The organism is Burkholderia stagnalis (assembly GCF_902830275.1).
Classification (GTDB): domain Bacteria; phylum Pseudomonadota; class Gammaproteobacteria; order Burkholderiales; family Burkholderiaceae; genus Burkholderia; species Burkholderia stagnalis.
Map to the genome: position 1 here is coordinate 191,319 of NZ_CADESW010000010.1, position 26,798 is coordinate 218,116.

The 26,798-nt window shown below is 66.6% G+C and carries 23 protein-coding genes; 12 read left to right on the forward strand and 11 right to left on the reverse strand.

The genetic code is table 11. The features are described 5' to 3' along the window. The first annotated feature begins 98 nt into the window (after nt 1-98). The 6 genes from HWY45_RS19180 (at nt 99) to HWY45_RS19205 (ending at nt 5,994) form a co-directional block, all read left to right on the forward strand. Nucleotides 99-1,271 carry an acyl-CoA dehydrogenase family protein gene (locus HWY45_RS19180; RefSeq protein ID WP_059881691.1) on the forward strand — a complete coding sequence of 391 codons (1,173 nt, stop codon included), beginning with the start codon at nt 99-101 and terminating at the stop codon, nt 1,269-1,271. Between the two features lie 20 nt (nt 1,272-1,291). After that, the gene (locus tag HWY45_RS19185; protein ID WP_059686368.1) at nt 1,292-2,041 is read left to right on the forward strand and encodes an electron transfer flavoprotein subunit beta/FixA family protein; all 750 of its coding nucleotides are present in this window, start codon (nt 1,292-1,294) and stop codon (nt 2,039-2,041) included. A 16-nt stretch (nt 2,042-2,057) separates the two neighbouring features. Then, nucleotides 2,058-2,990, forward strand: a complete 933-nt coding sequence (locus HWY45_RS19190) for an electron transfer flavoprotein subunit alpha/FixB family protein (protein ID WP_059686366.1) — start codon at nt 2,058-2,060, stop codon at nt 2,988-2,990. A gap of 72 nt (nt 2,991-3,062) precedes the next feature. Then, nucleotides 3,063-3,920, forward strand: coding sequence for an HTD2 family dehydratase (locus tag HWY45_RS19195; protein ID WP_059686365.1), 858 nt, complete (start codon nt 3,063-3,065; stop codon nt 3,918-3,920). Between the two features lie 10 nt (nt 3,921-3,930). After that, nucleotides 3,931-5,130 (forward strand): CaiB/BaiF CoA transferase family protein, encoded by a 1,200-nt coding sequence (locus HWY45_RS19200; protein WP_059881689.1) that lies wholly within the window; start codon nt 3,931-3,933, stop codon nt 5,128-5,130. A 3-nt stretch (nt 5,131-5,133) separates the two neighbouring features. Further along, nucleotides 5,134-5,994 carry an HpcH/HpaI aldolase/citrate lyase family protein gene (locus HWY45_RS19205; RefSeq protein ID WP_059686361.1) on the forward strand — a complete coding sequence of 287 codons (861 nt, stop codon included), beginning with the start codon at nt 5,134-5,136 and terminating at the stop codon, nt 5,992-5,994. A 153-nt stretch (nt 5,995-6,147) separates the two neighbouring features. On the opposite strand, the gene HWY45_RS19210 is transcribed toward HWY45_RS19205, so the two are convergent. From HWY45_RS19210 to HWY45_RS19235, 6 genes are all read right to left on the reverse strand, one after another. After that, complete coding sequence (locus tag HWY45_RS19210; RefSeq protein WP_059686550.1) at nt 6,148-7,572, reverse strand: MmgE/PrpD family protein; 1,425 nt, start codon at nt 7,570-7,572, stop codon at nt 6,148-6,150. 59 nt (nt 7,573-7,631) lie between these two features. Next, nucleotides 7,632-9,086 carry an MmgE/PrpD family protein gene (locus HWY45_RS19215; protein ID WP_059881687.1) on the reverse strand — a complete coding sequence of 485 codons (1,455 nt, stop codon included), beginning with the start codon at nt 9,084-9,086 and terminating at the stop codon, nt 7,632-7,634. Between the two features lie 43 nt (nt 9,087-9,129). Next, nucleotides 9,130-10,200 carry a zinc-dependent alcohol dehydrogenase family protein gene (locus HWY45_RS19220; RefSeq protein ID WP_035956474.1) on the reverse strand — a complete coding sequence of 357 codons (1,071 nt, stop codon included), beginning with the start codon at nt 10,198-10,200 and terminating at the stop codon, nt 9,130-9,132. Nucleotides 10,201-10,255: 55 nt separating this feature from the next. After that, a complete protein-coding gene (locus tag HWY45_RS19225; RefSeq protein ID WP_059686355.1) occupies nt 10,256-11,719 on the reverse strand; it encodes an aldehyde dehydrogenase family protein in 1,464 nt (487 codons plus the stop codon). A gap of 39 nt (nt 11,720-11,758) precedes the next feature. Further along, complete coding sequence (locus HWY45_RS19230) at nt 11,759-13,249, reverse strand: aldehyde dehydrogenase family protein (protein ID WP_059881685.1); 1,491 nt, start codon at nt 13,247-13,249, stop codon at nt 11,759-11,761. Between the two features lie 212 nt (nt 13,250-13,461). After that, nucleotides 13,462-14,274: an enoyl-CoA hydratase/isomerase family protein gene (locus HWY45_RS19235; RefSeq protein ID WP_059686350.1), complete on the reverse strand. Its 813-nt coding sequence runs from the start codon at nt 14,272-14,274 to the stop codon at nt 13,462-13,464. A 325-nt stretch (nt 14,275-14,599) separates the two neighbouring features. On the opposite strand from HWY45_RS19235, the gene HWY45_RS19240 reads away from it, so the two are divergent. From HWY45_RS19240 to HWY45_RS19260, 5 genes are all read left to right on the forward strand, one after another. Further along, a complete protein-coding gene (locus HWY45_RS19240; protein ID WP_059686348.1) occupies nt 14,600-16,039 on the forward strand; it encodes an MmgE/PrpD family protein in 1,440 nt (479 codons plus the stop codon). Nucleotides 16,040-16,067: 28 nt separating this feature from the next. Then, a complete protein-coding gene (locus tag HWY45_RS19245) occupies nt 16,068-17,540 on the forward strand; it encodes an aldehyde dehydrogenase (protein ID WP_059881683.1) in 1,473 nt (490 codons plus the stop codon). 48 nt (nt 17,541-17,588) lie between these two features. Then, complete coding sequence (locus HWY45_RS19250; protein WP_081069757.1) at nt 17,589-18,407, forward strand: SDR family NAD(P)-dependent oxidoreductase; 819 nt, start codon at nt 17,589-17,591, stop codon at nt 18,405-18,407. 766 nt (nt 18,408-19,173) lie between these two features. Beyond that, nucleotides 19,174-20,253, forward strand: a complete 1,080-nt coding sequence (locus HWY45_RS19255; protein ID WP_059881681.1) for a porin — start codon at nt 19,174-19,176, stop codon at nt 20,251-20,253. Between the two features lie 255 nt (nt 20,254-20,508). After that, the gene (locus tag HWY45_RS19260; RefSeq protein ID WP_059686341.1) at nt 20,509-21,420 is read left to right on the forward strand and encodes an alpha/beta fold hydrolase; all 912 of its coding nucleotides are present in this window, start codon (nt 20,509-20,511) and stop codon (nt 21,418-21,420) included. Nucleotides 21,421-21,470: 50 nt separating this feature from the next. On the opposite strand, the gene HWY45_RS19265 is transcribed toward HWY45_RS19260, so the two are convergent. Continuing rightward, on the reverse strand, nt 21,471-22,094 hold the full coding sequence (locus HWY45_RS19265; RefSeq protein ID WP_059686339.1) for a TetR/AcrR family transcriptional regulator: 624 nt from the start codon (nt 22,092-22,094) through the stop codon (nt 21,471-21,473). Between the two features lie 574 nt (nt 22,095-22,668). Between HWY45_RS19265 and HWY45_RS19270 the strand changes: the two genes are divergently transcribed. Next, nucleotides 22,669-23,556, forward strand: a complete 888-nt coding sequence (locus HWY45_RS19270) for an alpha/beta fold hydrolase (protein ID WP_230946898.1) — start codon at nt 22,669-22,671, stop codon at nt 23,554-23,556. A gap of 23 nt (nt 23,557-23,579) precedes the next feature. Here the strand turns inward: HWY45_RS19270 and HWY45_RS19275 are convergent, their stop codons facing one another. The 4 genes from HWY45_RS19275 to HWY45_RS19290 form a co-directional block, all read right to left on the reverse strand. Further along, nucleotides 23,580-23,993, reverse strand: coding sequence for a YybH family protein (locus HWY45_RS19275; RefSeq protein ID WP_059881677.1), 414 nt, complete (start codon nt 23,991-23,993; stop codon nt 23,580-23,582). 121 nt (nt 23,994-24,114) lie between these two features. Further along, nucleotides 24,115-24,828, reverse strand: coding sequence for a nitroreductase (locus HWY45_RS19280; protein WP_059881675.1), 714 nt, complete (start codon nt 24,826-24,828; stop codon nt 24,115-24,117). A gap of 104 nt (nt 24,829-24,932) precedes the next feature. Beyond that, the gene (locus HWY45_RS19285; RefSeq protein WP_059686331.1) at nt 24,933-25,721 is read right to left on the reverse strand and encodes an IclR family transcriptional regulator; all 789 of its coding nucleotides are present in this window, start codon (nt 25,719-25,721) and stop codon (nt 24,933-24,935) included. Nucleotides 25,722-25,728: 7 nt separating this feature from the next. Continuing rightward, nucleotides 25,729-26,598: an IclR family transcriptional regulator gene (locus tag HWY45_RS19290; protein WP_059686547.1), complete on the reverse strand. Its 870-nt coding sequence runs from the start codon at nt 26,596-26,598 to the stop codon at nt 25,729-25,731. Nucleotides 26,599-26,798: the final 200 nt, after the last annotated feature.

The window sequence follows — 26,798 nt, forward strand, 5'->3', positions numbered from 1 at the left end:
TACCGAAAACTGATCCATCGATCAGAAAATTCTATTTTTTGGTTGATCCATCAAAACTTATTATGGACCTAACCGATGCCAATGACGAGACAGGATTCATGAGCGCCTCCATCTTTTCCGCCCCCGACCAGTACCAGGAAATCCGCGACGCCGTGCGCGCCCTGTGCAGCCAGTTCCCGGCCGAATACCACCGCAAGATCGACGAAGCGCGCGGCTATCCCGAGGCCTTCGTGACCGCGCTCACGCAGGCCGGCTGGCTGGCCGCGCTGATCCCGCAGGACTACGGCGGCCCGGGCCTGTCGATGGCCGAGGCGTCGGTCATCATGGAGGAAATCAACCGCTCCGGAGGCAACTCGGGCGCCTGCCACGGCCAGATGTACGTGATGAACACGATCGTGTTCAGCGGCACCGAAGCGCAGAAGCAGCGCTACCTGCCGCGCATCGCGGCGGGCGAGCTGCGCGTGCAGTCGATGGGCGTGACCGAGCCGAGCACCGGCAGCGACACGACCAAGCTCAAGACCACCGCCGTGAAGAAGGACGGCCACTGGGTCATCAACGGGCAGAAGGTGTGGATCTCGCGCGTCCAGCACAGCGACCTGCTGATCCTGCTCGCGCGCACCACGCCGCTGGAGCAGGTGCAGAAGAAGAGCGACGGCCTGTCGTGCTTCATCGTCGAGCTCGACAAGGCAATCGGCAACGGCCTGACCGTGCGTCCGATCCTGAACATGGTCAACCACGAGACCAACGAACTGTTCTTCGACAATCTCGAACTGCCCGAAGATGCGCTGCTCGGCACCGAGGGCAAGGGGCTGAAGGTGATCTTCGACGGCCTGAACGCCGAGCGCACGCTGATCGCAGCCGAATGCATCGGCGACGGCTACTGGTTCCTCGAAAAGGCCCGCGATTACGCGAGCGAGCGCAAGGTGTTCGGCCGCCCGATCGGGCAGAACCAGGGCATCCAGTTTCCGCTGGCCGAGTCGTTCATCGAGCTGGAAGCGGCGAACCTGATGCGCTGGCGCGCCTGCGAGAAGATCGACGCGCGCCAGAACGCGGGCGTCGAGGCGAACATGGCCAAGTACCTGGCCGCAAAGGCGAGCTGGGAAGCGGCAAATGCGTGCCTGCAGACGCACGGGGGTTTCGGCTTCGCCTGCGAATACGACGTCGAGCGCAAATTCCGCGAAACGCGCCTGTACCAGGTCGCGCCGATCTCCACCAACATGATCCTGGGGCACGTGGCCGAGCACGTGCTGCAACTGCCCCGTTCCTATTGATTCTCGAAGGAAGCCTTTTCATGAAGATTCTCGTACCCGTCAAGCGCGTGGTTGACGCGAACGTGAAGGTCGGCGTGAAGTCCGATCAATCCGGCGTCGATATCGCGAACGTGAAGATGTCGATGAACCCGTTCGACGAAATCGCGGTGGAAGAAGCGGTGCGCCTGAAGGAAGCGGGCGTCGCGACCGAAGTGATCGCGGTGTCGGTGGGCGTCACGCAAGCGCAGGAAACGCTGCGCACGGCGCTGGCGATCGGCGCGGATCGCGCGATCCTCGTCGAATCGAACGACAGCGTCGAGCCGCTGGCCGTCGCGAAGATCCTGAAGGCGCTGGTCGACAAGGAACAGCCGCAACTGGTGATCCTCGGCAAGCAGGCGATCGACGACGACTCGAACCAGACGGGCCAGATGCTGGCCGCACTGGCTGGTCTCCCGCAAGCGACGTTCGCATCGAAGGTGACGATCGCGGACGGCAAGGCAACGGTTGCACGCGAAGTCGACGGCGGCGCGGAAACGCTGTCGCTGACGCTGCCGGCGGTCGTGACGACCGACCTGCGCCTGAACGAGCCGCGCTACGTGACGCTGCCGAACATCATGAAGGCGAAGAAGAAGCCGCTGGAAACGGTGAAGCCGGAAGACCTCGGCGTGGACGTCGCGCCGCGTCTGAAGACGCTGAAGGTGGCCGAGCCGCCGAAGCGCGCAGCCGGCGTGAAGGTGCCGGACGTGAAGACGCTGGTCGAGAAGCTGAAGACCGAAGCCAAGGTGCTGTAAGAGGGAGCGGAAAGAAATGACGATTCTGGTGATTGCAGAACACGACAACGCGTCGATCAAGGCCGCGACGCTGAACACGGTGGCGGCGGCAGCGAAGATCGGCGGTGACATTCACGTGCTGGTCGCAGGCCACAATGCGCAAGGCGCAGCCGACGCGGCAGCAAAGATCGCGGGTGTATCGAAGGTGCTGCTGGCCGACGCGCCGCAACTCGAAGCAGGTCTCGCGGAAAACGTCGAAGCGACCGCGCTGAACATTGCGAAGGACTATTCGCACATCCTCGCGCCGGCGACTGCTTACGGCAAGAACATCGCGCCGCGTATCGCCGCGAAGCTGGACGTCGCGCAGATCTCGGACATCACGGCGGTTGACAGTGCCGACACGTTCGAGCGCCCGATCTACGCGGGCAACGCGATCGCGACGGTGCAGTCGAGCGACCCGATCAAGGTCATCACGGTGCGTGCGACCGGTTTCGATCCGGTGGCAGCGGAAGGCGGCAGCGCGTCGGTCGAGAAGATCGAAGCGGCGGCAGACGCCGGCAAGTCACAGTTCGTGAGCCGTGAAGTGACGAAGCTGGACCGTCCGGAGCTCACCAGCGCGAAGATCATCGTGTCGGGCGGTCGCGGTCTGGGCAGCGGCGAGAACTACACGAAGGTGCTGGAGCCGCTGGCGGACAAGCTGTCGGCAGCGCTCGGCGCATCGCGCGCGGCAGTCGACGCCGGCTACGTGCCGAACGACTACCAGGTCGGCCAGACCGGCAAGATCGTCGCACCGCAGCTGTACATCGCGGTGGGCATCTCGGGTGCGATCCAGCATCTGGCCGGGATGAAGGATTCGAAGGTGATCGTCGCGATCAACAAGGATCCGGAAGCGCCGATCTTCAGCGTGGCCGACTATGGCCTCGTCGGCGATCTGTTCGCGCTCGTGCCGGAACTGGTCAACGAACTCTGACGGACACGGCTGCCGCAGCGCAGTTGCCGGCAGTCTTCACGACGCTTCAATCATCGAGAACGACGAAACGAAATGACTGGCGAGCAACCCGAATCATTCGACGCGTGGATCGGCCGCCGCGAGGACAGCGCGGACCGCATTACGCCCGCGCCGCTCCGGCTTCTGCGAGCCACGCTGGACGCCGCCGAGCCGTCCGCACTGCCGGACGTCCTGCCGCCGCTGTGGCACTGGCTGTACTTCCTTCCCGGCGAACGGCAGTCGAACATCGGCATCGACGGTCACCCGCGGCGCGGCGGCTTCCTGCCGCCGGTCGCGCTGCCGCGCCGCATGTGGGCCGGCGGTCGGCTGCAGTTCCTGCGCCCGCTTGCCGTCGATACGCCGATACAGCGCCACTCCACGATCGCGAACGTGCAGAGCAAGTCCGGCCGCAGCGGCCAGCTCGTATTCGTGACCGTGCTGCACGAGATCCGCGACGCACAAGGCGTGGCGATCAGCGAAGAACAGAACATCGTCTATCGCGACGCGCCGCCGCCCGCCGCGGCCGGCGTGCCGGCACCCGCCCCACAGCCGGCGCCGACCGACGAACAGTATTCGCGCATCGTCATCCCCGATCCGGTGCTGCTGATGCGCTTTTCCGCCCTCACCTTCAACGGCCACCGGATCCACTACGACCGGCCCTACGCGATGCAGGAGGAAGGTTATCCGGGCCTCGTGGTGCACGGCCCGCTGATCGCGATGCTGTTGATGGAGGAGCTGCGCCGCACCCACCCCGGCAAGACCGTCCGCGCCTTCGACTTCAAGGCGGTCAGCCCACTGTTCGACACCGCGCCGTTCACCGTGAACGGCAAGCTCGAAGGCAATACCGCCCGCGCGTGGGCGCGCGGCCCGCAAGGACAGCTGGCCATGCAGGCCAGCATCGAACTGGAATAGCGATCCGATCATGCAAGCTCGCCAAGCTCAACCCGGCCCGCTGAGCGGGATGACCGTCGTCACGCTCGAACACGCGATCGCCGCGCCGTTCTGCACGCGGCAGCTCGCCGATCTTGGCGCGCGCGTGATCAAGGTGGAACGGCCCGGCGTCGGCGATTTCGCGCGCGCCTACGATCACCGCACGCGCGGTCTCGCGTCGCACTTCGTCTGGACCAACCGCTCGAAGGAAAGCCTCACGCTGGACCTGAAGCAACCTGCTGCACAGGACGTGCTCGGCGAACTCGTCGCCCAGGCTGACGTGCTGGTGCAGAACCTCGCACCCGGCGCCTCCGCGCGCATGGGGCTGTCGTTCGACGCGCTGCATGCCAAGTATCCGCGCCTGATCGTCTGCGACATCTCGGGCTACGGCGGCGACGGCCCGTATCGCAACAAGAAAGCCTACGACCTGCTGATCCAGAGCGAGGCCGCGTTCCTGTCGATCACCGGCACGCCCGACGAACCGTGCAAGGCCGGCAATTCGATCGCCGATATTGCGGCCGGCATGTACGCGTACACGGGCATTCTCAGCGCGCTGCTGCAGCGCGGCGTCACGGGCAAAGGCTCGCACGTGGAAATCTCGATGCTCGAGGCGCTCGCCGAGTGGATGGGCTTTCCGATGTACTACGCGTACGACGGCCAGCAACCGCCCGGCCGCAACGGCGCGGCGCACGCGACCATCTACCCGTACGGGCCGTTTACGGCCGGCGACAGCCGCGTCGTGATGCTGGGCCTGCAGAACGAGCGCGAGTGGAAGGTGTTCTGCGATATCGTGCTGCGCCGCCCGGACCTCGCGACCGACCCGCGTTTCGACGCGAACGTACGCCGCTCGGAAAACCGCGCGAGCCTGAAGGCCGTGATCGAGCAGGTGTTTGCCGACCTCACCGCACAGGACGTAATCGCGCGGCTCGATGAAGCACAGATCGCGAATGCCGCCGTCAACCAGGTCGGCGATCTGTGGACGCACCCGCAGCTGCATGCGCGCGGCCGCTTCCGCACCGTCGGTTCGCAGGCCGGCGAACTGCAGGCGCTGCTCCCGCCCGCCACGATCGACAGCTTCGACGTGCGCATGGATCCGGTGCCCGCGCTCGGCGAACACAGCGCGGCGATCCTGCGCGAACTGGGGCGCAGCGACGCCGATATCGAACAACTGCGCGCCGACGGCGTGATCTGAGCCATGACGACCTCTCCCTTCCCCGTGCTGCATGCGCGCAGCCTGCTGTTCGTGCCCGCCACACGTCCCGAGCGCTTTGCGAAGGCGTTCGATACGGCCGCCGACTGCATCGTCATCGATCTCGAGGACGCGGTACCCGAAGGCAGCAAGGACGACGCGCGCGCGCAGCTCGCGCAGCACCTGTCGCAGTTCACGCCCGAGCAGCGCGTGCGCACCGTGGTGCGCGTGAACGCCGTCGGCACGCCGTGGCACGACGCGGATCTCGCGTTGCTGCGCGAGTTGACCGCGCAAGGCGTCGCCGTGATGCTGCCGAAATCGGAAGACGCGCAAGCGCTGCGCCGCGTCGCGCAGCAGCTCGGCGAGGCGGCGCGCCTCGTCGCGCTGATCGAATCGCTGGCCGGGCTCGATGCGGCCGATGCGCTTGCGCGCGTTCCGCAGGTCGTGCGTCTCGCCTTCGGCCATCTCGACTTCCAGCTCGATCTCGGCATGCGTGCATCGCCCGACGAACCGGAGCTGGCGTTCGCGCGCAACGCGCTCGTGGCCGCGTCGCGCCGCGCACAGCTGCCCGCGCCGATCGACGGCGTAACGACGCGCACCAACGATGCGCAACGGCTGGCCGCCGACGCGCAGCGCGCGCGCGCGTTCGGCTTCGGCGGCAAGCTCTGTATCCATCCCGCGCAAGTCGGCGGCGTGAACGATGCGATGGGTTATTCGGACGAAGAGCATGCGTGGGCGCGCCGCGTGCTTGACGAAGCCGCGAAGCACGGCGGCGCGGCGTTCAGCCTCGACGGCCGCATGGTCGACCTGCCGGTGATCCGTGCCGCCGAGGCGATCGCCGCGAGCGTGCGGAAGCCTGCGCGATAGGCTTAACGGCCCGCTGGCGTCGCCCTCCAATCCGCACGCCGATGAAAAAACGGGCGGCGTCCGGTATTCCGGCGCCGCCCGTTGTCTTGCATCCTCTCGCATCACCGCAGCGGCCGCCCGGAACGCACATACCGCTCCGGACGACCGCCCCGCTCAGTCTTCCACCGCCCACATCGCCGTCAGTTCCGCCGCCTTCGTCGCCGGGTTCAGCTCACGCAGCGCAGCCAGCAGCGCACGCGCGCGTTCGACGCCCAGCACGTCGGTGGTCAGATCCATGAACTTCGCATCCTGCTCGTGCTCCGGCATCGGATTCGTGTCGGTGCCGATCGGATCGCCGACGAATACGTGCTCGGTGCGCCCGTCCTTGAACGTGACGGTCACGTCGGCGACGAACTTGCCCGGATACTGTTGCTCGAGCTCGGGCGCCTCGCTGATGCGGATGCTGCGCGCGATCTCGATCACGGGCGCCATGTCGATCTTGCCGGCCAGATAGTCGCGGTGGACCGGATAGCCGTTGCCCTTGCCGAGCAGCGTGAACGCCGCCTGGATCGGCAGGCTGAACTGCACGTGCTCGATGTTCTTCGGCGTATACGCGTTGACGTTGGCCGTGCCGACGACGACGTTGAAGTGCGGCGTGATTTTCAGGTGGATGTCGGCGATCTCGTCGCGGCGCGCCGCGAACGGCCGCAGCGCGTCGATGTAGGCGTGCGTGCAGTAGCACGCGCAATACGCCTTGAGCCACACGGTGCCGATCTCGAACGGCCGGTCGAGGTCGAAGCGCCGCTCGGCGTTGTCGCCGGCCGTGCGCTGCAGGAAGGTGCGGAAAAAGCCCTTGTTGCCGCTCAGGAACGCGCGCGGGCCCGTGATGCCCGCGTGCGCCATGTCGGCCGCCGCCATCCCGTTGCGCGTGCCGATGCCCGCATGAATGCGCTTGATCGAGCCGCCGGTCGACGTGTATTCGGTCGTGCCCGACACGTGGCTCAGCGCGATCGCGAGCGCGTGCAGCGTCGTCTCGGCGTCGAAGCCGCGCAGCTTGGCCGCCACGGCCGCCGCGCCGAAGTTGGACAGCGTCGCGTGCGGGTGATAGCCGCGCTGCAGCAGCTCGGGCGCGGCGAGCAGGCCGATGCGCGCATAGACTTCGTAGCCGGCCACCATCGCGACGATCACGTCCTCGAGCGAGGCGCCGAGTTCCTCGCCGATCGCGAGTGCGGCCGGGATCACGCAGCTGCCGGGATGGCTGTAGCTCGGGCCGTGCGCATCGTCGTACTCGAAGCCGTGCCCGTACGAACCGTTGACGAACGCGGCATCGGCCGCGCTCATCGTCAGCGCCGACGCACTCACGCGGCTTTTGCCCGGACGCTGCCCGGCCTTCGCGTAGGCGAGCAGCTGCTCGGACCACGGCATTTTCGAAATGCCGACCTGCAATGCGATCTGGTCGCGCATCAGGCGGTTGACGCCGGCCAGCGCGCGCGCGTCGAGGTGCTCGTATTTCAGTTCCTGGATGAAACGCACGACCGCTTGCTCGAGCGGCGGGCAGTTGTCCGGCGCGACGGTGCGGGTCTCGCGGGTGACAGTCATGAAAGTCTCCTGAATGATCGAATGGTAAATGGCCCGGCGCTCGCGCGGGTCATGAAAAATCATGCGGGGCAGGTACGGTCGGACGAAGCCGGCCGGACTGCCGATTCTTCCCCGGACGGCACGAGCGGATCGAGCAACACCGCCGCGACGTCGTCCACCGCGTCGAGATGCAGGATGTCGTCGATCATCCGATCGACGGTCTGCTGCGGCAGGTCGATCGCCGAATACGGCACGCACAGCCTGAACTTGGCGATGAAGTCCTGCTCCGTGAACGGATTGCGCGGATGACCCTTCACGTATATGCACTCTTTCGTCAGCGTACGCCCGTCATGCAGCGTGACGGTCATGCGCGCACCCCAGTCGGACACGTCGGGGTTTTCCGCGGCCGTGATGCGCGTCATCAGCTCGCGCACCTCGGGCCGTCGGCGCGCGGCTTCGCTGTACGACTCGAGGAACACCTTGTCGTCGAACGCCGCGATGGCCACCACGTACGGCAGGCTGAACTGGCACTCCGGCACCGTGACCGGATGCCACTTCTTGTCCTGCGGCTCGCACACCGCGCGCCAGCCTGGCGTCGAGGTCTCGATATGGATGCCGGCGATCTCCGCCGCGCCGAAGCGGTGCGCGTGCATCAGTTCGCGAATCGCGTCGATCGACGAATGCGAGAAGTAGCACGCGCTGTAGCCCTTGGTGATGATGTTCTCCATCTCCCAGTGCTCGCCGAGCGCATGCAGGATGAAGTCGGGATCGGTCTCCCAGCGCGCGGTGCCCAGATACCCTTTCGGCCCGGTCAGCACCTCGGCGCGCGGCCCGGTGATGCCGCGCTGGGCCAGCTGGCAGCACGTGATCGCGGCCTGGCTGACGAGCCCGTGATGCATGCGCACCATCAGCGTGGCCGGCGAATAGATGCCCATCGTGTTGGGCTGCGTCATGGTCCGCGCGATGCCTTGCGCGTTTTCCAGCTGGTTCTGCGTCAGCCCGAGCAGCTTGCCGACGGCCGCCACTGCGCCGAAGATGTAATGGCCGCCGCATTCGTGGTGCTTGATCGCGCGGTTGATCACCTTGTACGCGGTGCCGAGCCGCACCAGGATCTCCTGTCCGACGGCCATCGCCGCGAGGAATTCCTTGCCCGATACCTTGCCGCGCAGACCGGTGGCAGCCAGCAGCGTCGGCACGACGTATTCGGTCACATGCCCGGCTTCCTCATGCAGGTCGCCGCAATCCATCGCGCGCGGCATCGGGCCCATCGCGAGCGCCGCCTCGTGCGCCGGCACGCGGCCGCCATAGAACGGCAGCGGCGTCTGCGGGTTGCCGCCGCGCTCCTTGACGAGCGACACGATCTCCGGAATGCCCTCCATCGCCGAGCCGCCGATGGTCACGCCCATCGCGTCGAGCAGCGTCTGCCGCGCATGGCGCGCCACGCCGGCCGGCAGGTCGTCGTACTGCGTCTGCAGTGCCATCCGGCACAGCGTGGCCATCGGATCCTCGATCCCCCGGCGTTCGAATCTCGCCATGCTTCTGTCTCCTCGTCTCTCCACGTGTCTCGCGACGGTGCGCTCAGAACACGAACACGCCCTTGCCGCCCGCCTGCGCGTCGAATTGCCGGTAGGCCTCGTCGGCCTGCTCGAGCTGCCAGCGATCGGTGAACAGCTTGTCGACGTCCACGCCGTGATCGGCGACGAAATGGATGCAGTCCTTCATCCCGACTTCCGAGAACGTATAGGAGCCGAGGATCGTGCGCTGCTTGCCGATCACGTCCTTCATCCCGTCGACGTTGAGGTTGCCGCCCACGGCCACGAGCGCGATCCGCCCCCACGGGCGCGTGCTGCGCACCGCCTGCTGCTTCGGCACGTCGCCGCCCGCGCAATCCATCGCGCAGGTCACGCCGAGGCCGCCGGTGAGCTTCTGGATTTCCTCGATCGGATCCTGCCGGCTGCCGTCGATCACGTGGGCCGCGCCGAAATCCTTCGCGCGCGCGACGCGATCGGCCGCGATATCGACGCCGATCACCTCGACGCCCATCGCCGCGGCCAGCTGCACGGCCGACAAGCCGACCGGGCCCAGCCCGAACACCGCGAGCGTGTCGCGCGCGGTGATGCCGAGGCGCAGCAGCGCGCCCCACGCCGTGCCGGTGCCGCAGGAAATCGCGGCGCCGGTGGCGTACGACACTTCGTCGGGCAGATGGACCAGCGAGGTCGCAGGCACCTTCATGTAGTGCGCGTGGCCGCCGTGCTTGATCACGCCGTGGATATCCGCGCCGTGGCTGCACATCTGCGTCCAGCCGGTACGGCAGTGATCGCAGTGCATGCAGCCTTCGTAGTGGAACACCGCGACGCGATCGCCGACCTTGAATGCGCGCGGATCGACGGCCGAACCGACCGCGACGATCCGCCCGCACGGCTCGTGACCGCCGATGATCGGCGTGTCCTCCGACATGCCGCGCGACGCGAGATCCTTGAAGCCCAGCGAGCGGATCACGTCGGCCGGCTTGTTGCGGTAGAAATGCAGGTCGCTGCCGCACATGCCCGACGCCTTCATTTCGATCACGGCATCGGCGGGGCCGGGCGTCGGATCGTCGAAATCGAGAATCTCCAGCCTGCGTTCGCCTCTGAAAACCACGCCTTTCATGTCTTGTGTCTCCTGTGCCTGCGGGAATGCGGTCGTGACGCGGCGCCGTGCCGGCTCAGACCAGATTGATATAGGTGGCCTTCGGGTACAGGAAGCTCTCGACGTGCTCCTTGCCGCCCTTCCAGCCGTAGCCGCTCATCTTCGTGCCGCCGAAACCCACCGCCGGATCGATCACGCCATAGCAGTTGACCCACACGGTGCCCGAGCGAATCCCCTGCGAAACGCGGTGCGCGGTCGACAGGCTGCTCGTCCACACGCCGCCGGCGAGGCCGTACGGCGTATCGTTCGCGAGCCGCAGCGCGTCCTCGATCGTGTCGAACGGAATCACCGACGCGACCGGCCCGAAGATCTCCTCGCGCGCGATCGTCATGTCGTTGCGCACGTCGGCGAACACCGTCGGCTCGATGAAGAACCCGCCGGCCGGCGCGCCGTCCGGACGGCCGCCGCCGTGCACGAGCCGGGCCTCCTTGCCGCCGATGTCCACGTAATGCATCACGCGTTCGAGCTGGCGCCGCGAAATCAGCGGGCCGATCTGCGTATCGGGATCGCGGCCGTCGCCGATGCGGATCGTGCCGGCGAACGCGGCCATGCGCTGCACGAATTCGTCGTGGATCGCGCGCTGCACGAAGATCCGCGTGCCGGCCACGCACACCTGGCCGGTATTCGTGAACACGCCCATCGCCGCGCCGGGCACGGCCTTGTCGAGATCGGCATCGGCGAACACGATGTCGGGCGACTTGCCGCCGAGTTCGAGCTGCAGCCGCTTCAGGTTGCCGGCCGATGCGCGCACGATCGCCTGCGCGGTGCCAACCGAGCCCGTGAAGGCGACGCGATCGACGTCCGGGTGCTCGGCCAGCGCCTGGCCGACGTCCTTGCCGTAGCCGGTCACGACGTTGATCACGCCGTCGGGCACGCCCGCTTCCATCATCAGCTCGGACACACGCAGCGACGACAGCGACGCATCCTCGGCCGGCTTCAGCACGGCCGTGCAGCCGGTCGCCAGCGCGGGGCCGTAGATCCACCACATCCCCATCAGCGGGCCGTTCCACGGGATGATGCCGCCGACCACGCCGACCGGCATCAACTGCTTGAGCGCGGTGAAGTTCGGTGCGATCGACATCGGCGGCGTTTCCACCGCGCCCGCGCCCGTTTGCGATGCGTAGAACTGCAGCAGCTGCGACAGCCATTCCTTGTAGCCGCGCGTGCGCGCGAGCGGCGCGCCCATGTCGAGCGTCTCGATCAGCGCGAGCTCGTCGAAGTGATCGAGGATCGCGTCGTGCACGCGCAGCAGCAGCTTGCGCCGCTCGTGCGGCGTGAAGCGGCTCCACGGTCCTTCGAACGCGCGGCGCGCCGCCGCCACCGCGCGATCGACGTCCTGCGCGCTGCCCTGCGCGATATGGCACAGCACCTCGCCGGTGGCCGGGTTGATGGCCTCGATGCGCTCGCCGCCGGCCGGCTCGACCCACTGCCCGCCGATCAGCAGCTGCTTGGTACCCGACACGAAATGCGGAATGTTCATGTTGATGAAGTCTCCTGAATATGTTCTGGACGCCGAAGTTCACATGCGCAGCATGATCGACTTCGTCTGCGTATAGGCGTCGATCGATTCCTGGCCGAATTCGCGGCCCCAGCCCGATTGCTTGTATCCGCCGAACGCCATCGCCGGATCGGATTCGCCGAAGGTGTTGATCCACAGCCGTCCGGCCTTGAGCGCGCGCACCACCTTGTGTGCGCGCGCGACGTCGCGCGTCCAGACCGCGGCAGAGAGCCCGTAGGTCGTGTCGTTGGCCTGCAGCACCGCATCGTCCTCGTCGCGGAACGGGATGATCGACAGCACCGGCCCGAAGATCTCCTCCTGCGCGATCCGCATGCCGTTGCGCACGTTGTCGAAGATCGTCGGCTCGACGAAATAGCCGGTGCCGCGCCACGGCTCGCCGCCGAGCCGCAAGGTCGCGCCGCCTTCGCGGCCCACGCCGATGTACGACTGCACGCGCTCGCGCTGCGTCGCCGAGATCAGCGGGCCGATCTTCGTGTCGGCCGCGAACGGGTCGCCGGCCTTCCACCCGGCCGCCAGCTGCGCGACGCGCTCCGCCACCTGCTCGTGGATGCTTTCCTGCACGAACAGGCGCGTGCCGGCCGAGCACACCTGGCCCGAGTTGCCGCAGAACGTCTTTACCGCGGCCTGCACGGCCTTTTCGATGTCCGCGTCGGCGAACACCACGTTGGGCGCCTTCCCGCCGAGTTCGAGCGTCACCTTCTTCAGGTTCAGCGTCGCGTCGCGCGCGATCTGCTTGCCGACCGCAGTCGAGCCGGTGAACGCGATCTTGTCGACGCCCGGATGCTGCGCGAGCGCCGCGCCCGCCGTCGCACCGAAGCCCGGCAGCACGTTAATGACGCCCGGCGGCAGGTCGGTTTCCTGGATCAGTTCCGCGAGCCGGATCGAGGTCAGGCAGGCCAGCTCGGCCGGTTTCAGGATCACCGTATTGCCGCAGCACAGCGCATTCGCGAACTTGATCGCGGCCATCAGGATCGGCACGTTCCACGGGATGATCTGGCCGCACACGCCGAGCGGCTCGCGCAGCGTATAGATCAGCGTGCTGCCGTCCGACGGGATCGTGGTGCCCAGCACCTTCGAACACCAGCCCGCGTAGTAGCGAACGATGTCCACAGTGGCGCCCGCCGCGGCACGCGCGAACCACAGCGGCATACCGTTGTCGATCGACTCGATCGCGGCCAGCTCGTCGACATGGGCCTCGATCGCGTCGGCGATCTTTAGCAGCGCGCGCGTGCGCGCGTGCGGCGACACCGCCGACCACGACGGCGCATCGAACGCGTTGCGCGCCGCGACCACGGCCGCGTCGACGTCGACGCTGTCGGCCTCGGCGACGCGGCAGAGCGGCTGCTCGGTCGTTGGGTTGATCGTCTCGAAGGTCTTGCCCGATGCGGCGTCGACCCATCGCCCGCCGATCAGCAGACATTTCGTGCCCTGTCCGATCCACGCGAGCGCTTTCGCGCGCGCTGCCTGTGCAACGTCAGTTACGGTCGTCATGAAACCTCCAGTTGATAGCGCAGCGTTCGTCAGGCCAGCGGAACGTCGACGCGCGCCCGAATCCAAAATGCCGCGCACCATGGCAGGAACAGCGTGCGGCTTCGGTAGGTGCCATGCCGTCGAGAAACGGCCGCGGCCAGCCTGATTTTTATCTATCGTTAGTTAGATCCAAGGCGGCAGCGGCCGGGCCGAAGCCCGGGCATTCGCTATGCTTACGACTGCGGCAGCTGCGCCGACGGAAATTCAGGCTGGCGTTTGCCGCGCAATGCCGCGACGCCTTCCTTCACGTCCGCGCCGAGGAAACACAGCATCTCCATCGCGAGCGAGTTGTCGAAGATGGGGCCCGCGAGCCGCATCCAGTTGTTCAGCGATTTCTTGGTCGCGCGGATCGCGGTCTGGCTGCCGCGCGCGAGATTCGCCGCAATCGCGAGCGAGCGCGGCAGCACGTCGGCGCGCGGCGCGCAGAAGCTCACCAGCCCGATCCGCTCGGCTTCCCTGCCGTCGACGAAATCCGCGGTCATCAGGTAGTACTTGGCCTTGGCCATGCCGCACAGCAGCGGCCACACGATCGCCGCGTGATCGCCGGCCGACACACCCAGGCGCGCATGCCCGTCGGTCAGCTTCGCATCCTCGGCCATCACGCTCACATCGGCCAGCAGCGCGACGACGAGACCGGCGCCCACGGCCGTGCCGTTGATGGCGGAGATGATCGGCTTGTCGCACGCGAGCATGTTGTAGACGATGTCGGACGCTTCCTTCATCACGCGCAGCGTGGCTTCCTGGCTGGCCGCCATTTCCTCGACGACGGCGAGATCGCCGCCGGCCGAGAACGCACGGTCGCCGGCACCCGTCACGACGATGACCTTGACGCTCGCGTCTTCGGCGACGACGCCCCACACCTTGGTCAATTCCCAATGCATGCGGTTGTTCGTCGCGTTCATGACCTCCGGACGATTGAGCGTGACGAGCAGGACGCCGTCCGGCTGACGATCGAACAGGAGGAACTGGAAATCTTCGTATTTCATGCGTAGTCCGGGAAGTGGGAGAGCGGCGGGCGGCGTGCATCGGCCCCGTCGAGAAAGTATGCGTGCGTCGGATCGCGCTGCAAGGGAGAAGCGCAACGGTCCATCGAGTTTTCGCGCAAACCTAACTAACAGTTGTTATTCTATTTTGCGTGCGCCGATTTCCCATCAGGGTATCCCCGCATGCGACAGCACGCGCGCGCGTGACGATGCGCGACTTTCGAAGAACGGAACGTTTCGATCGCGGGCATTGCACACGGCGGCACGAGGGCCAACGCTAATCGCATTTGTCCAGACATAAACAGCATTCGAACGAGGAGCGAGACACATGACTTCCCCCACCATCGTCCAGCAGCTGGCCGATTTCGCGGCCGGCGTCGACACCGCGCGGCTGCCGGACATCGTCGTGCAGGAATGCAAGCGCGACATCCTCGATTCGCTTGGCGTCGCGCTGGCCGGTATCGATCATCCGCGCGGACGCATCGGCGTCGAAATGGGCAGCCGCATCGGTGGCACCGCAGGCGATGCGACCATCATCGGTACCGGCGAGCGTACCACCGTCTATGGCGCTGCGTTCGCCAACAGCGAATTGCTGAACGCGCTCGATGCCGACTCGGTGCTGCTGCCGGGCCACGTGAGCCCGTACGTGCTGCCCGGCGCCTTTGCAACCGCCGAGGTGCACCGGCGCTCCGGCAAGGAGCTGATCGCCGCGGTCGCGGTGTCGCACGAGATCTCGTACCGTTTCGGCGCCGCGATGGCCGGCTATCGCGACACCAAGGACGGCAAGTCCGCCAACCCCGCGTCGGTCGTCGGCTACAGCAGCACCGTGTTCGGCGCGACCGCGTCCGCGGGCAAGCTCAAGCGCCTGTCGGCCGTGCAGTTGGCAAACGCGCTCGGTCTCGCCGCCGCATCGGCGCCCGTCAATGCGCAGCGCGCGTGGTTCATGCACGCGCCCACCGCAACCATCAAGTATCAGCTGGCCGGCGGCCTGACCAACATCGCGCTCACCGTCGCCGACATGGGCGAACTTGGGCACCGCGGTGATCTGCGGATCCTCGACGACGAGGTCAACGGCTACGCGAGCTTCATCGGAACCGATCGCTGGACGCCCGAGCTGATCACAGCCGACCTCGGCGACACGTGGCGCTTCCCCGCGTTCCAGATGTTCAAGCCCTATCCGCACTGCCGCGTGATGCACGCGCCGCTCGACCTGCTGATCGACATCGTCACGCAGCACGACCTGAAGCCCGACGAAATCGAGAGCATCACGTCGTACGGCGAAGGCTGGGCCTATGTGCTGCCCTGCTTCACGAACCGCGACATTCTCGAGGTGCATGACGCGCAGTTCTGTTTCTCGCACGGGCTCGCCGTCGCGGCGCACCGCATTCCGCCGGGCCCGCGCTGGCAGGATCCGGCCGTCGTGTTCGACGCGTCCGTTATGGCGCTGATGAACCGCGTTTCGCTGAAGACGCACCCGACCTATTTCCAGTCGATCTCGGCCGACATTTCGAGCCGCCCGTCGCGCGTCGAGGTGCGCGCACGCGGCCAGGTCTTCGCCGGCGAGAAGATGTTCCCGAAGGGCACGCCGTCGGCGGATCCGTCGACCTACATGACGACGGACGAACTGGTCGGCAAGTTCCGCACCTTCGTCGACGCCCTGCTGCCTGCCGCGACCGTCGACCGCATCGTCGACAGCGTGCTTAACCTCGAACACGTGGACGACTTCGGCACCGTGATCCGCCAGTTCGTGCGGGCCGCCGGCCGATAAGTCGACACAAACCGGAGAACCGTCAACGATGAACAGCCCTTCCCTGAACATGCCGCACGCGGATCGCCTCTATATCGGCGGCCGCTGGGTGGCGCCCGCTTCCACCGAGACCTGCGCGGTGCTCAACTGCGCGACCGAGGACGTGGTCGCGCACGGGGCGATGGCCAACGAAGCCGACGTCGACGCTGCCGTGCGCGCCGCGCGCGATGCGTTCGATCGCGGGCCGTGGCCGCATCTGTCGCCGGCCGAACGCGGCGCCTTCCTCGAGAAAATCGCCGCCCGCCTCGAAGCGTTGAACGACGATTTCGCGCGCGGCTGGAGCATCGAATCCGGCGTGCTGTACCGGATCGCCAAGCCGCGCATCGGCCTGTTCCTCAGCGGCGCGTTCCGCCAGTACGCGGCGATGGCACACAGCTATCCGTTCGTCGCGCCCGCGCGCGCCGTGACGGGCCATCAGGCCTACCGCGTGCAGGAACCCGTCGGCGTGGTGGCAGTGATCGTGCCGTGGAACGGGCCGGCCGGGCTGCTTGCCTACAAGATCGCGCCGGCCCTGCTCGCGGGCTGCACGGTCGTCATCAAGAACTCGCCCGAGACGCCGAGTTCGGGTCATTTGTTCGCGCAAATCTGCGACGAGGTCGGCCTGCCGCCCGGCGTGGTCAACATGCTGACGGCCGACCGGACCGTATCCGAATCGCTCGTGCGCCACCCCGGCGTGGACAAGATCACCTTCACGGGCTCCACCGGCGCTGGCCGGCGCATCGGCGCGGTGGCGGCCGAGCGCGTCGCGCGCGTCACACTCGAACTCGGCGGCAAATCGCCTGCCGTGATACTCGACGACTACGACGTCGAAACGGCCGCGAAGGTGCTCGGCGCACCGTATTTCAGTTATCTGTCGGGCCAGGTCTGTCACAGCCTCACGCGCATCATCGTGCCGCGCGCCAGGCACGATCAGATGGTCGACGCGCTAGTCGATGCCGCGCGCGGCATGGTGCTCGGCGATCCGCTCGACGATGCGACGAGCATGGGGCCGCTCGCGACGCCCGCCCAGCGCGACGTGGTCGAACGATTGGTTGCGCAAGGCGTGTCCGACGGCGCGCGTCTGGCGGTCGGCGGCAAGCGGCCCGCGCACCTGGCGCGGGGTTTCTTCTTCGAGCCGACGGTCTTCGCGAACGTGGACAACCGCTCCAGCATCGCGCAGAACGAGTTGTTCGGCCCGGTGCTGTCGGTCATTCCCGCCGACAGCGAGCAACACGCGATCGACATGGCCAACGACACGATCTTCGGCTTGAATGCCGCCGTGTTCACGCACGACACCGAACGGGCGCTGCGCGTCGCGCGCCGCTTGCGCGCGGGCTCCGTCGGACACAACGCGTCGCGCACCGATTTCTCGATCGGCTTCGGCGGCTTCAAGCAATCGGGCGTCGGGCGTGAAGGCGGCGTGGGCGGCCTCGAGGCATTTCTCGAATCCAAGACCGTGGTACTGGATCAGCCGGCCGCCTGAGTGCCGGCCTACGAACCATCCATCACCCGACATCACGAGGAGCAACCGATGAATACCGAATCCAGCCATGACGCGCCGAGCGACTGGATGATCCATTCACGCATCAAGGGGCTGGTCGCGCTGGTGGTTGGCGCGGGCAGCGGCATGGGCGAGGCCAGCGCGAAGACGTTCGCGGCCAACGGCGGCGCCGTCGCCGTGGCCGACCTCAACGCCGGCCACGCCGAGCGCGTCGCCGGCGAGATCGTGCGCCGCGGCGGCGAAGCGATCGCGCTCGGCCTCGACGTGTCGAAACAGCCGGACATCGATGCGGCCATCGCCGCCACGGTCGAGCGCTTCGGACGGCTCGACGTCGTGATCAACACCGCTGCGCTGGTGCGTTCGGGGATGCTCGAGGACGTGCCGATCGACGAATGGCGCGCCGGCTTCCAGGTGAACGTCGACGGCGCATTGATGCTCGCGCGCAGCGCGCTGCCGCAACTGAAGAAGAGCCCGCATGCGGCCATCGTCAACACGGCTTCGCTGGCGGGCGTCCACGGCTACTCGCAGGGCGGCGCATATGGGCCGAGCAAGGCGTCGCTCATCACGCTGAGCCGGCAGATGGCGCTGGAATGGGCGCCCTACGGCGTGCGCGTCAACGTCGTGTTGCCGGGCGTGATCGACACGCCGATGGCGCGCGGCTCGGTGCCGCAAGAGATTCTGGACCAGTTGGCGACCATGCTGCCGATGAGCCGGGTCGGCAAGCCGGAGGAAGTCGCCGACCTGATCGTGTATCTCGCGTCGCCCGCCGCCGGGTATATCACGGCCCAATCGATTGCATGCGACGGCGGCATGTCGCATATGATGTTCGCGAAACCGATGGGCAAATAGGCGCACTACGCGAAGCCCTTTCGATTCGCCTGTGCCGCTTGCGACCAAGATCCGACCGGGCCTTCGTCGCAAGCTCTCTCCTGCTTTTCCTCCATTTGCCCGGCACGAACGATTGGGCTGCGGGCATGGCTGACGTGCCCCTGCTCGGGCCTGCCGCGCGCCGCCCAGACCGCTTCTTCTCTTCTCCCCCATCACACGCTCTCGGCAGCACGAATCCATACGCCCGCTCACGCCGCCACCGGTTTGCGCGCGGCATGGCGTGGGCCGCCATGTTTGCGACGAAATATCCGGCAGTAGCGGGCGCGTCGACTTCCGGATTCCGGCGAACGCGCGTAGAAAATTCGTTCCGCCCGGTAAAACGCCCGTTGACATCGACATCCCGTCCCAATCCGTCAGGCGCGGCTTCCATTACCTGCCTGCAAACGCTTTCATGCGACCTATTCCGTTAAACGTACGATCATTTTTTTAATCGAGTTCGCTAGAACGCGTTGAAGTACGGAACGCCGAAATTCAATCCATGGATCGTTGCCCGATAGTCTGAATTCGCCTCGGGTTATACCCAATGGAGATTCAAGGTCCCGCGCCTCAATCTACCGAACGTTAGATTAATGCCAAGCCCGGAACCGCCCGTCCATCTTCGGACATCGCGAATCGACCGACGGCCCTGAATATCGCTGCAATGCTTCAACGGTCCAATATGAACTGTTCCTTCTCTCCATTAAATTCGGATACCAAAATGAATGTAAGCCGGTCATCGGGCTTTGACATGAAGAAGTCGATACTCGCACTTGGCATCGCACTGCTACCTGCATGGTCATGGGCACAAAGCAGCGTCACGCTGTACGGTACGCTGGACGTGGGGATGCTGTTCACCAACAAGACACTCAATTCGGCGACCGGCACCAATGGCGGCAAGCAGTTCAGCCTCATCAACGGGGGGCTGGAGCCGTCGAATTTCGGGCTGTTCGGACAGGAGGACCTCGGCGGCGGGTTGAAGGCGACCTTCAGGTTGGAAAGCGGTGCCAGCGTCGTCAACGGCGGCTTCGACAACAGCAACGGGAATCTGTTCGGCCGCCAGGCATGGCTGGCGCTTAACGGCAACTTCGGCGAGCTGAAGGCCGGCCTCCAGTATTCACCGTTCGTGCTGGCGATCTACGAGTCCGATCCGCGCAACGCAGGCCAGTTCGGCACCGCGTTCTCCGTGTATGCGGACAACACGTTCGTGGGGACTTTCAACCCGAATGCGATCACCTATACGAGCCCGAAGTTCGCCGGGTTTTCCGGCAGTGCGATGTATGCGTTCGGCGGTGTAGCGGGCGACTATCGGGCGGGGCAGCAGTACTCGGTCAGCGCGCGCTACGAGCTTCGGGGGCTGGTCGTGAACGCTGCGATGTACGACTCGAGTTCCGGCCACAGCTCGGCCGGTCTGACGACGTTCCAGCAACCGTTCTCCGGCCGCATGATCGGCGTGGGCTATCACTTCGACCGATTCACGGTGAAGGGCTCGTTCACGAGCTACAAGGTGCCGACGACGGTCGCCGCCGGCGTCGTGAACGGCGGCGCCAACAATGTGTGGAATGTCGGCTTCGACTACTACGCGCTGCCGCAGCTCGATATCAACGCCGGCGTGTGGTACATCCGTGATCCGCGCGACTCGGACAATCACGCGCTACTCGGCGCGCTGACGACGCGGTATTTCATGTCGAAGGCGACCTCGCTATATCTGCAGGTGGGCGCAGTGAACAACCACGGCCGCGAACGATTCGGACTGTCGATCGACAATGCGCTGTATGGTGTGCCGGGCACGACGGTTGGCGCGATCATCGGGATCAACAAGCGGTTCTAGCGTGGCGCCCCCGACAGTAGCGCCGTACGATGCGTCTCCGGCTGCGTCCGGCCGGAGTACGGAACATTCCGGCCGCCGCGATTGACTCGAATGTAGTCCGCAGCGAACGTATGCGGATACGTGCCGGTGCCTGTTCGGCGCGGACGGCATGCCGGCATCGCAGCGCCGAACGCTGGTGGATAAAGACCGCGGATCGCGGGCGCCCAGGGTACAGCTCGGCGAAGGGCGGCCTCGCTACGCGAATGCAATCGAATCATGAAGAATGCGATGACGACGGGAACGCATGCGTCCGGGCCGACCGGCATCCGGCATACCTGGAGGAGCACCGACGGGCTCCGGATCGTCGGCCACTCGTGGGGCGACCCCGACGGCGCGCCGGTCGTCCTGCTGCACGGCAGCGGGCAGACACGTCATGCCTGGAGCGGAATGGGCCGCCTGCTGGGCGCGGCGGGCTTTTATGCGGTCGGGTTCGACGCGCGCGGTCATGGCGAGTCCGACTGGTCGCCGACCTGCAACTACAGCCAAGGTGCAATGATTCGCGACCTCGAGCGGGTGGCCGCGATGTTCGAAGGCCGGCGGCCGATCCTCGTCGGCGCGGGGCTCGGCGGCGGGACGAGCTTGCTCGCCGTCGGCGAAGGCTATGTCGACGCCGCCGCGCTCGTGCTTATCAATATCGCACCCTGCATTGAACCGGCGGGCGTCTTGCGTTTGCAGGCGTTCATGCGGCAGCAGCCGAACGGTTTCGGGTCGCCGGACGAAGTGGCCGACGCGATCCGCCACTATCGCCCGCATCTGGCGCAGGCGCTCAGCGAGGAAAGCCTCGCGTTCAGCCTGCGCTACGACGGCGGCAAATATCGCTGGCACTGGGATCCGCACTTTCTCGCGTGGCCCCGCGACCTGACGCGCCGCCATGCTCGTTTTGCGGCCAGCGCGCGCCGCCTGACTCTGCCGACGCTGCTCGTGCGTGGTGCAGACTCCGATATCGTCAGCCAAGCAGGCGCGCACGAGTTCCTGAACCTGTGTCCGCACGCGGAACATACAGACGTACGGAATGCCGGCCATACGGTCGCAGGGGAGCACAACGACCTGTTCGGCCGTACCGTGCTCGACTTTCTCCGCCGCCGAATCCCGCACGATCGAGCGCTGCGGCATCGTGCGACCGCGTGACCCGGCCAGGTGCGTGTCGCCCGCATCGAAGACCGATCGGCCGCATGCCGTCAGGACGAAGCGACGAGTTCGCTCTTGCGCGTGCTTCGCTTCGCTTTCGCGGCGGGCTTCGCGCCTCCCGTGGGCTTCACGCCTTCGAAGAACATCGTGCTAAGCTGTTCGGCGACCTTGTCCAGCGAACCCTTCTTCGGGTCGAACCAGGTCTGGACGGAATTGATGCAGCCGAGCACGAACACACGGCACAGCGCGATGTCGATGTCCTCGCGCAGCAGGCCTTCGGCGCGCAAGCCGTCGAACACCGCGGTCCACAGCTGCTGATGGCGTTCGCGCCGCTTCACCTGGCGCTCCCGCACCTTCTCCGGGAGCTGGGTCAGCAGCCGGCCGTGCGCCAGCGCGTAGTCGCCAAACTTGATCAGCGCGCTCATCTGCCCGATCAGCGCCGCCTTGAAGCGCGCTTCGGCCGTCGCATCGGGCGGCAGTGCGTCGAAATACTCGTTGATGTGCTGCACGATGCTGTCCGCGCCGTGCTCCATCACGACGTCGACCAGTTCCTCCTTCGACGAGAAGTGATAGTAGATGCTGGCCGCCTCGATCCCGGCCTGGTCCGCGATGGAGCGCATCGTCGTCGCGGCATAACCCTGCGTCGCAAAAGAGCGCGCGGCAAGCCGCAGCAAGGTTTCCCGGGTATCCGCGCTGGGATTTACATTTCGCTTTCGCACGTTCGTGTATCAGCCGTCCGCTGTTATCAAGATGAAGTGAAGAGGTCCGGATGCCGCATGCGCGAAGCCCGGCCGCGCGGCGTCGTGGAGGGCGCCGCACGCGTGATCATCCCGTTGCCGTTCCGGCTCGCCGATGGCGGCCGGCGGCATGTCCCCGTCTCCCCGGGTACTGCCCGATCCGCTCGCACGCCGCCATGCGGCGGCACAAAACTAATGTTTGAGAGGGTAGCGTATTTTCAGGGTGCGAGCCAGCGAACCAAAACACCGCTGGCGAGCACGCCGCGCGGGGTTCGCCGGTCGCGCGATTGCCTGAATCTCTCGTCGGCGGCTCGACGTTGCAAAGCCGGTCGCACGATGCCGTCGAACCGTGCATTGCCCCTGCGCCCAGTGTACGGAACACCGTGGTGGCGGACGTTGACACGCATGCACGCACCGGCGAAGTTTGAAGACACGTCGGACCGCACGACCGGCCCGCCCTTCTCCATCCGTCGCTCACCGCCCTGTCATGCTTTCATCCACCGAATCCGTCTTGCGTGCCCCGACCAAACCGGGAAACCGGCTGCCCGGCACCCCCGACCCCGCGCACCTGTGGCGCACCCCGAACGGCGTGCGGCTCGCCGGCGATACGTGGGGGCATCCGGACGCGCCGCTCGTCGTGCTGCTCCACGGCGGCGGCCAGACACGTCATGCATGGGGCGGCACGGGCGCGCTGCTGGGCAGCGCCGGCTACTTCGCCGTCGCGTACGATGCGCGCGGGCACGGCGACTCGGACTGGAGCGCCTCAGGCGACTACAGCCAGGACGCGTTCGTCGACGATTTGCGCCACGTCGTCGGCGCGCTGGGCGGTCGCAACCCGGTGCTCATCGGCGCATCGCTGGGCGGCGGCACCAGCCTCGTCGCGATCGGAGAACGCCGGATCGATGCGCGCGCGCTGATCCTGGTCGATATCGTGCCGTACACCGAGCCGGCCGGCGTCGCGCGCATCAGGACGTTCATGCAGCAGAACCCCGACGGCTTCGGCTCGCTCGACGAAGTCGCGGACGCGATCGGCCGCTACCGCTCGAGCCCGCCGCGTCCGGGCAGTCACGCCGGCCTGTCGAAGAACGTCCGGCTCGGCGACGACGGCCGCTACCGCTGGCACTGGGATCCGCGCTTCCTGTCGGGAACGACCGACCTGGCCGCCCGTCACGCGCGCTTCTCGGCCTGCGCGCGCAACCTTGCCCTCCCCACGCTGCTGGTGCGCGGCGGCAGTTCCGACGTGGTCAGTGAGGCAGGCGTTCGCGAGTTTCTCGAACTCTGCCCGCATGCGGAGTATGTGAACGTCGCCGCGGCGGGACACATGGTTGCCGGCGACCGCAACGACGTGTTCGGCCAGGCTGCCGAACAGTTTCTCGAGCGCCACGTCCCCGCGGCATGACCGTGACGCGCGGATTGGCCGATTCAGATCGGCGGTGTGTCGGGCGAAGTCGAAAAATGATGCTGGCGGACTTTCCATTCGCCGCGCTGCAACGCGATCACGAGCGTCGTGCGCAAACGCGAGCGCGACGTGTTGCCGTCCCCGAGGACGAACACGAATTCGCCGTAGCCTTGCGCAAGAAAACAGTCGTCACCCAGGCGGATGAAGTGCTGCTCCACCAGCGCCAGCGTGGCCGACCGGATCACGCCAGCGTACGACGCGAAGTACGCGCGAATCGCGTCGCGTCCGGCCGAATGGCCGGGCCGGCCGCCGAAGAACAGCGCATCCGCCGTGTAGATGTCGGTCAGCGCGTCGGGATTCCAGCCGCGCGCGGCCGCGTTCCACGCCGCCTGCACGATTGCTAGCGCGGGGCCGGGCGTGTCGTTCGTTCCAACCATCGTGTCCTCTCTCTTCCTTGGGGCGTCTGCCGGCGCCATTGCCGGGTAAGTGTGTTCGCCGATCCGACCTACCGTCGCCGCCACGCCTGCGCACGACGGATGCCGGCCGGAGCGGCACCGTTCAGACCATCCGCATCACGTCCGCCGTGGCCACGCGCGTCGAGCGGAATGCGTTCGCCGAGTGCGCGATGTCGGCATAACCGAACCCGATGCCGCAGACGAATTTCCGCTCGTCGCCAATCCCGAAATAGCGGCGGATGAATCGGGCGTGATGCGCGAGCGCCGCCTGTGCCGTCGTCGCGATGCCGTGCGCGCGCGCCGCCAGCATGAACGACGCGACAAACGCGCCGCAGTCGAGTGCCGCATACGGCCCCAGCTCGGCCGGTATCGTCAGCAACGCGACATGCGGCGCGCCGAACAGCCGGTAGTTCTCGGCGACCTGCCGCTCGCGCGCCGGCCGGTCGTCGCGCGCGATCCCGAGCGCCGCATAGAGCGCATAGCCGACTTCCCTGCGCCGCTCACCGTAGACCCCGCGATATTCGTCCGGGAACGGCAGGTCGGAATCGATCCCGGGATGCTGCGCGGCATGCGCGACGAGCGCCTCGCGGAAGCGCTCGGTCGTGTCGCGGGACGTCACGATCGCGTGCCACGGCTGCACGTTGCACCACGACGCCGCGCGTTTCGCGATGTTCACGATGTGCTCGATCACGTCCGTCGGCACGGCATCCGGCAGGTACGCGCGGCAGGTGAAACGCGCGGACGAAAGGCGGTCAATCGCTTCCGCGTCGGCGATCGGGCGGACGCCCGAATCCTCGCCCTCGGTTTGCGCTTGCATGGAACGTCTCCGGTTACTGGCGCACGAAGGCGCCGTATGCGTCAAGTATAACTATCATTAGTTAGCCATGAAGGCCGGCCAGCGCCCGCTTTCATGCGTGATGGTCAGGGCTCGCAGTCGACGTCGCTCAGGATGAACGACAGCGTTTCGGCCGCCGCCTTCAATTCCGGCGTCACGCGCTGGCGGATCGCCGTCTTGTCAGGCTCCAGTTCCACGGCCCCGCAATTTAGCGCCATCAGCGTGCGGGTCCGTCCGACCACGATCGGCAATGCGACGCCGTACGCATTGCGCTGATATTCGCCTACCGACATGCACACACCCGAGTGCTTCAAATCCTCGAACGCCGCATCGAGGTTCTCGCGGACGGTGTCCGCATCGTCTCCCGCCGCGTCGAGCAGCTCGGCCATCAACGGCTCGCGCATCGCGTCGGGCAGCCCGTACAGATACGCGCGCCCGACCGAGGTCGTCGCCATCGGCAGCAGCGAACCGACGCCGAGGCGCAGCGTCGCGATCCGGGCGCTCGCGCGCCATGCGATGTACACCATGTCGAGCCGGTGCGGGACGGCCAGTGCGACCGACAAGTTCAGCTTGTCGGCCAGTTTCTGCATCACGGGCGTGACGAGCCGCGTGACGGGATTCGCTTCCAGGTACGCATGGCCGATGCTCAAGGCGCCGGCACTGAGTTCGAACTGGCGGCCGCCGCCCACCCTGCGCAAATAGCCGATCGAAATCAGGGTGGTGGTCAGACGCGACACCGTGGCTTTCGGCAGGCCGGTGCGCCGCACCAGTTCCGCGTTGGACAGTGGCGCGCGCGCCGCGCGGAAGGCGTGAAGTACCTCGAGCCCGCGTTCGACGGTCAGCGTGACGCCCTGTTGCTTGTCGGTCCGGTTCATGTTCGTGTCAGTCGATGACGACTGCCTGCTCCTGCAGATGCTGTGCCGCCGCCACCAGCCGGGGCCCGAGTTCGCGTTCGACCCGTGCGCGGCCGAGCCGCGCGCTGCGCCCGATACAGGCGAGCACGAGCGGCGTGTGGTCCTGGACCACCAGCGGCACCGCGAGGATCGTCAGGTCCGGCTCCCACTCGCCGAGCGACATGCAATAGCCGACGTTGTGCACCTGCGAGATGCCCTCGCTGATGCGGCGGCGCAGGTTCGGCCAGTCGCGGCCCGTCTTGCGTTCGATGTTGCCGAGCAGGTAGAAGCGTTCGAGTTCCGGCAACGCGGCCAACAACGCCCAACCCATCGGCGACGATGCGATGCGCAGGCGCGTGCCCGCGTACAGTTTCAGGTCGACCGACGCCGGCTTGCCCGCGCACGTTTCCAGCACGATCACGTCGAGACGGTCGCGCGTACCGAGCATCACGTAGGTGTCGTTCGTGTTCGCGAACGCCTGCATTTCGAGTCGCGCGAGCAGCTGAACGTTGGAATGCGCGATCGCCGCATAGCCGAGCGACAGCACGGGGGCCGCCAGCCGATACTTGCGGCGCTGCGGCGAGTAGTGAAGATAGCCGAGCGCGACGAGCGAGCGCACCATCCGCGACACCGTCGGCGCGGGAATGCCCGTTTCGATCACGAGTTCCTGGTTGCCGAGCCACGGCTCGTGCGGCGAGAACGCGGCCAGGATCGCCAGGCTTCTCGCCAGCGGAACGACCATCGCGCCGGACGCTTGCCCGCCGTCCGGGCGCTCGCTGTCTCCGATCGGCGCGTCGTGCCAACTCGCGTCTTCCTGTCCTGACAAGGGCAGCGCTGCCCGGTTTGCGTGCGGCGACATCGATTGCTCCATGTGTCTCGATCCGGCTCTGGAAGCGGCCATGAACTGCTCGTCCCGATCGGCCGGGGCGGGACGCCACACGCGGTGGCGTCGCTCGTCCAGGCGACCGTCCGATGGCTTCATTAGAGGAGCCAACCGGGAAGCGCGTCAATTGTAGCGCCGATACGTTCCGTACTTTGAAACAGGAACCAGAGCGGCGA

Coding starts and splice junctions, on each gene's coding strand:
- HWY45_RS19215 (WP_059881687.1), bottom strand. CDS start 9,086: ATGGCGAGATTCGAACGCCGGGGGATCGAGGATCCGATGGCCACGCTG.
- HWY45_RS19230 (WP_059881685.1), bottom strand. CDS start 13,249: ATGACGACCGTAACTGACGTTGCACAGGCAGCGCGCGCGAAAGCGCTC.
- HWY45_RS19255 (WP_059881681.1), top strand. CDS start 19,174: ATGAAGAAGTCGATACTCGCACTTGGCATCGCACTGCTACCTGCATGG.
- HWY45_RS19225 (WP_059686355.1), bottom strand. CDS start 11,719: ATGAACATTCCGCATTTCGTGTCGGGTACCAAGCAGCTGCTGATCGGC.
- HWY45_RS19250 (WP_081069757.1), top strand. CDS start 17,589: ATGAATACCGAATCCAGCCATGACGCGCCGAGCGACTGGATGATCCAT.
- HWY45_RS19280 (WP_059881675.1), bottom strand. CDS start 24,828: ATGCAAGCGCAAACCGAGGGCGAGGATTCGGGCGTCCGCCCGATCGCC.
- HWY45_RS19180 (WP_059881691.1), top strand. CDS start 99: ATGAGCGCCTCCATCTTTTCCGCCCCCGACCAGTACCAGGAAATCCGC.
- HWY45_RS19205 (WP_059686361.1), top strand. CDS start 5,134: ATGACGACCTCTCCCTTCCCCGTGCTGCATGCGCGCAGCCTGCTGTTC.
- HWY45_RS19285 (WP_059686331.1), bottom strand. CDS start 25,721: ATGAACCGGACCGACAAGCAACAGGGCGTCACGCTGACCGTCGAACGC.
- HWY45_RS19245 (WP_059881683.1), top strand. CDS start 16,068: ATGAACAGCCCTTCCCTGAACATGCCGCACGCGGATCGCCTCTATATC.
- HWY45_RS19200 (WP_059881689.1), top strand. CDS start 3,931: ATGCAAGCTCGCCAAGCTCAACCCGGCCCGCTGAGCGGGATGACCGTC.
- HWY45_RS19260 (WP_059686341.1), top strand. CDS start 20,509: ATGAAGAATGCGATGACGACGGGAACGCATGCGTCCGGGCCGACCGGC.
- HWY45_RS19210 (WP_059686550.1), bottom strand. CDS start 7,572: ATGACTGTCACCCGCGAGACCCGCACCGTCGCGCCGGACAACTGCCCG.
- HWY45_RS19235 (WP_059686350.1), bottom strand. CDS start 14,274: ATGAAATACGAAGATTTCCAGTTCCTCCTGTTCGATCGTCAGCCGGAC.
- HWY45_RS19275 (WP_059881677.1), bottom strand. CDS start 23,993: ATGGTTGGAACGAACGACACGCCCGGCCCCGCGCTAGCAATCGTGCAG.
- HWY45_RS19185 (WP_059686368.1), top strand. CDS start 1,292: ATGAAGATTCTCGTACCCGTCAAGCGCGTGGTTGACGCGAACGTGAAG.
- HWY45_RS19195 (WP_059686365.1), top strand. CDS start 3,063: ATGACTGGCGAGCAACCCGAATCATTCGACGCGTGGATCGGCCGCCGC.
- HWY45_RS19290 (WP_059686547.1), bottom strand. CDS start 26,598: ATGTCGCCGCACGCAAACCGGGCAGCGCTGCCCTTGTCAGGACAGGAA.
- HWY45_RS19190 (WP_059686366.1), top strand. CDS start 2,058: ATGACGATTCTGGTGATTGCAGAACACGACAACGCGTCGATCAAGGCC.
- HWY45_RS19220 (WP_035956474.1), bottom strand. CDS start 10,200: ATGAAAGGCGTGGTTTTCAGAGGCGAACGCAGGCTGGAGATTCTCGAT.
- HWY45_RS19240 (WP_059686348.1), top strand. CDS start 14,600: ATGACTTCCCCCACCATCGTCCAGCAGCTGGCCGATTTCGCGGCCGGC.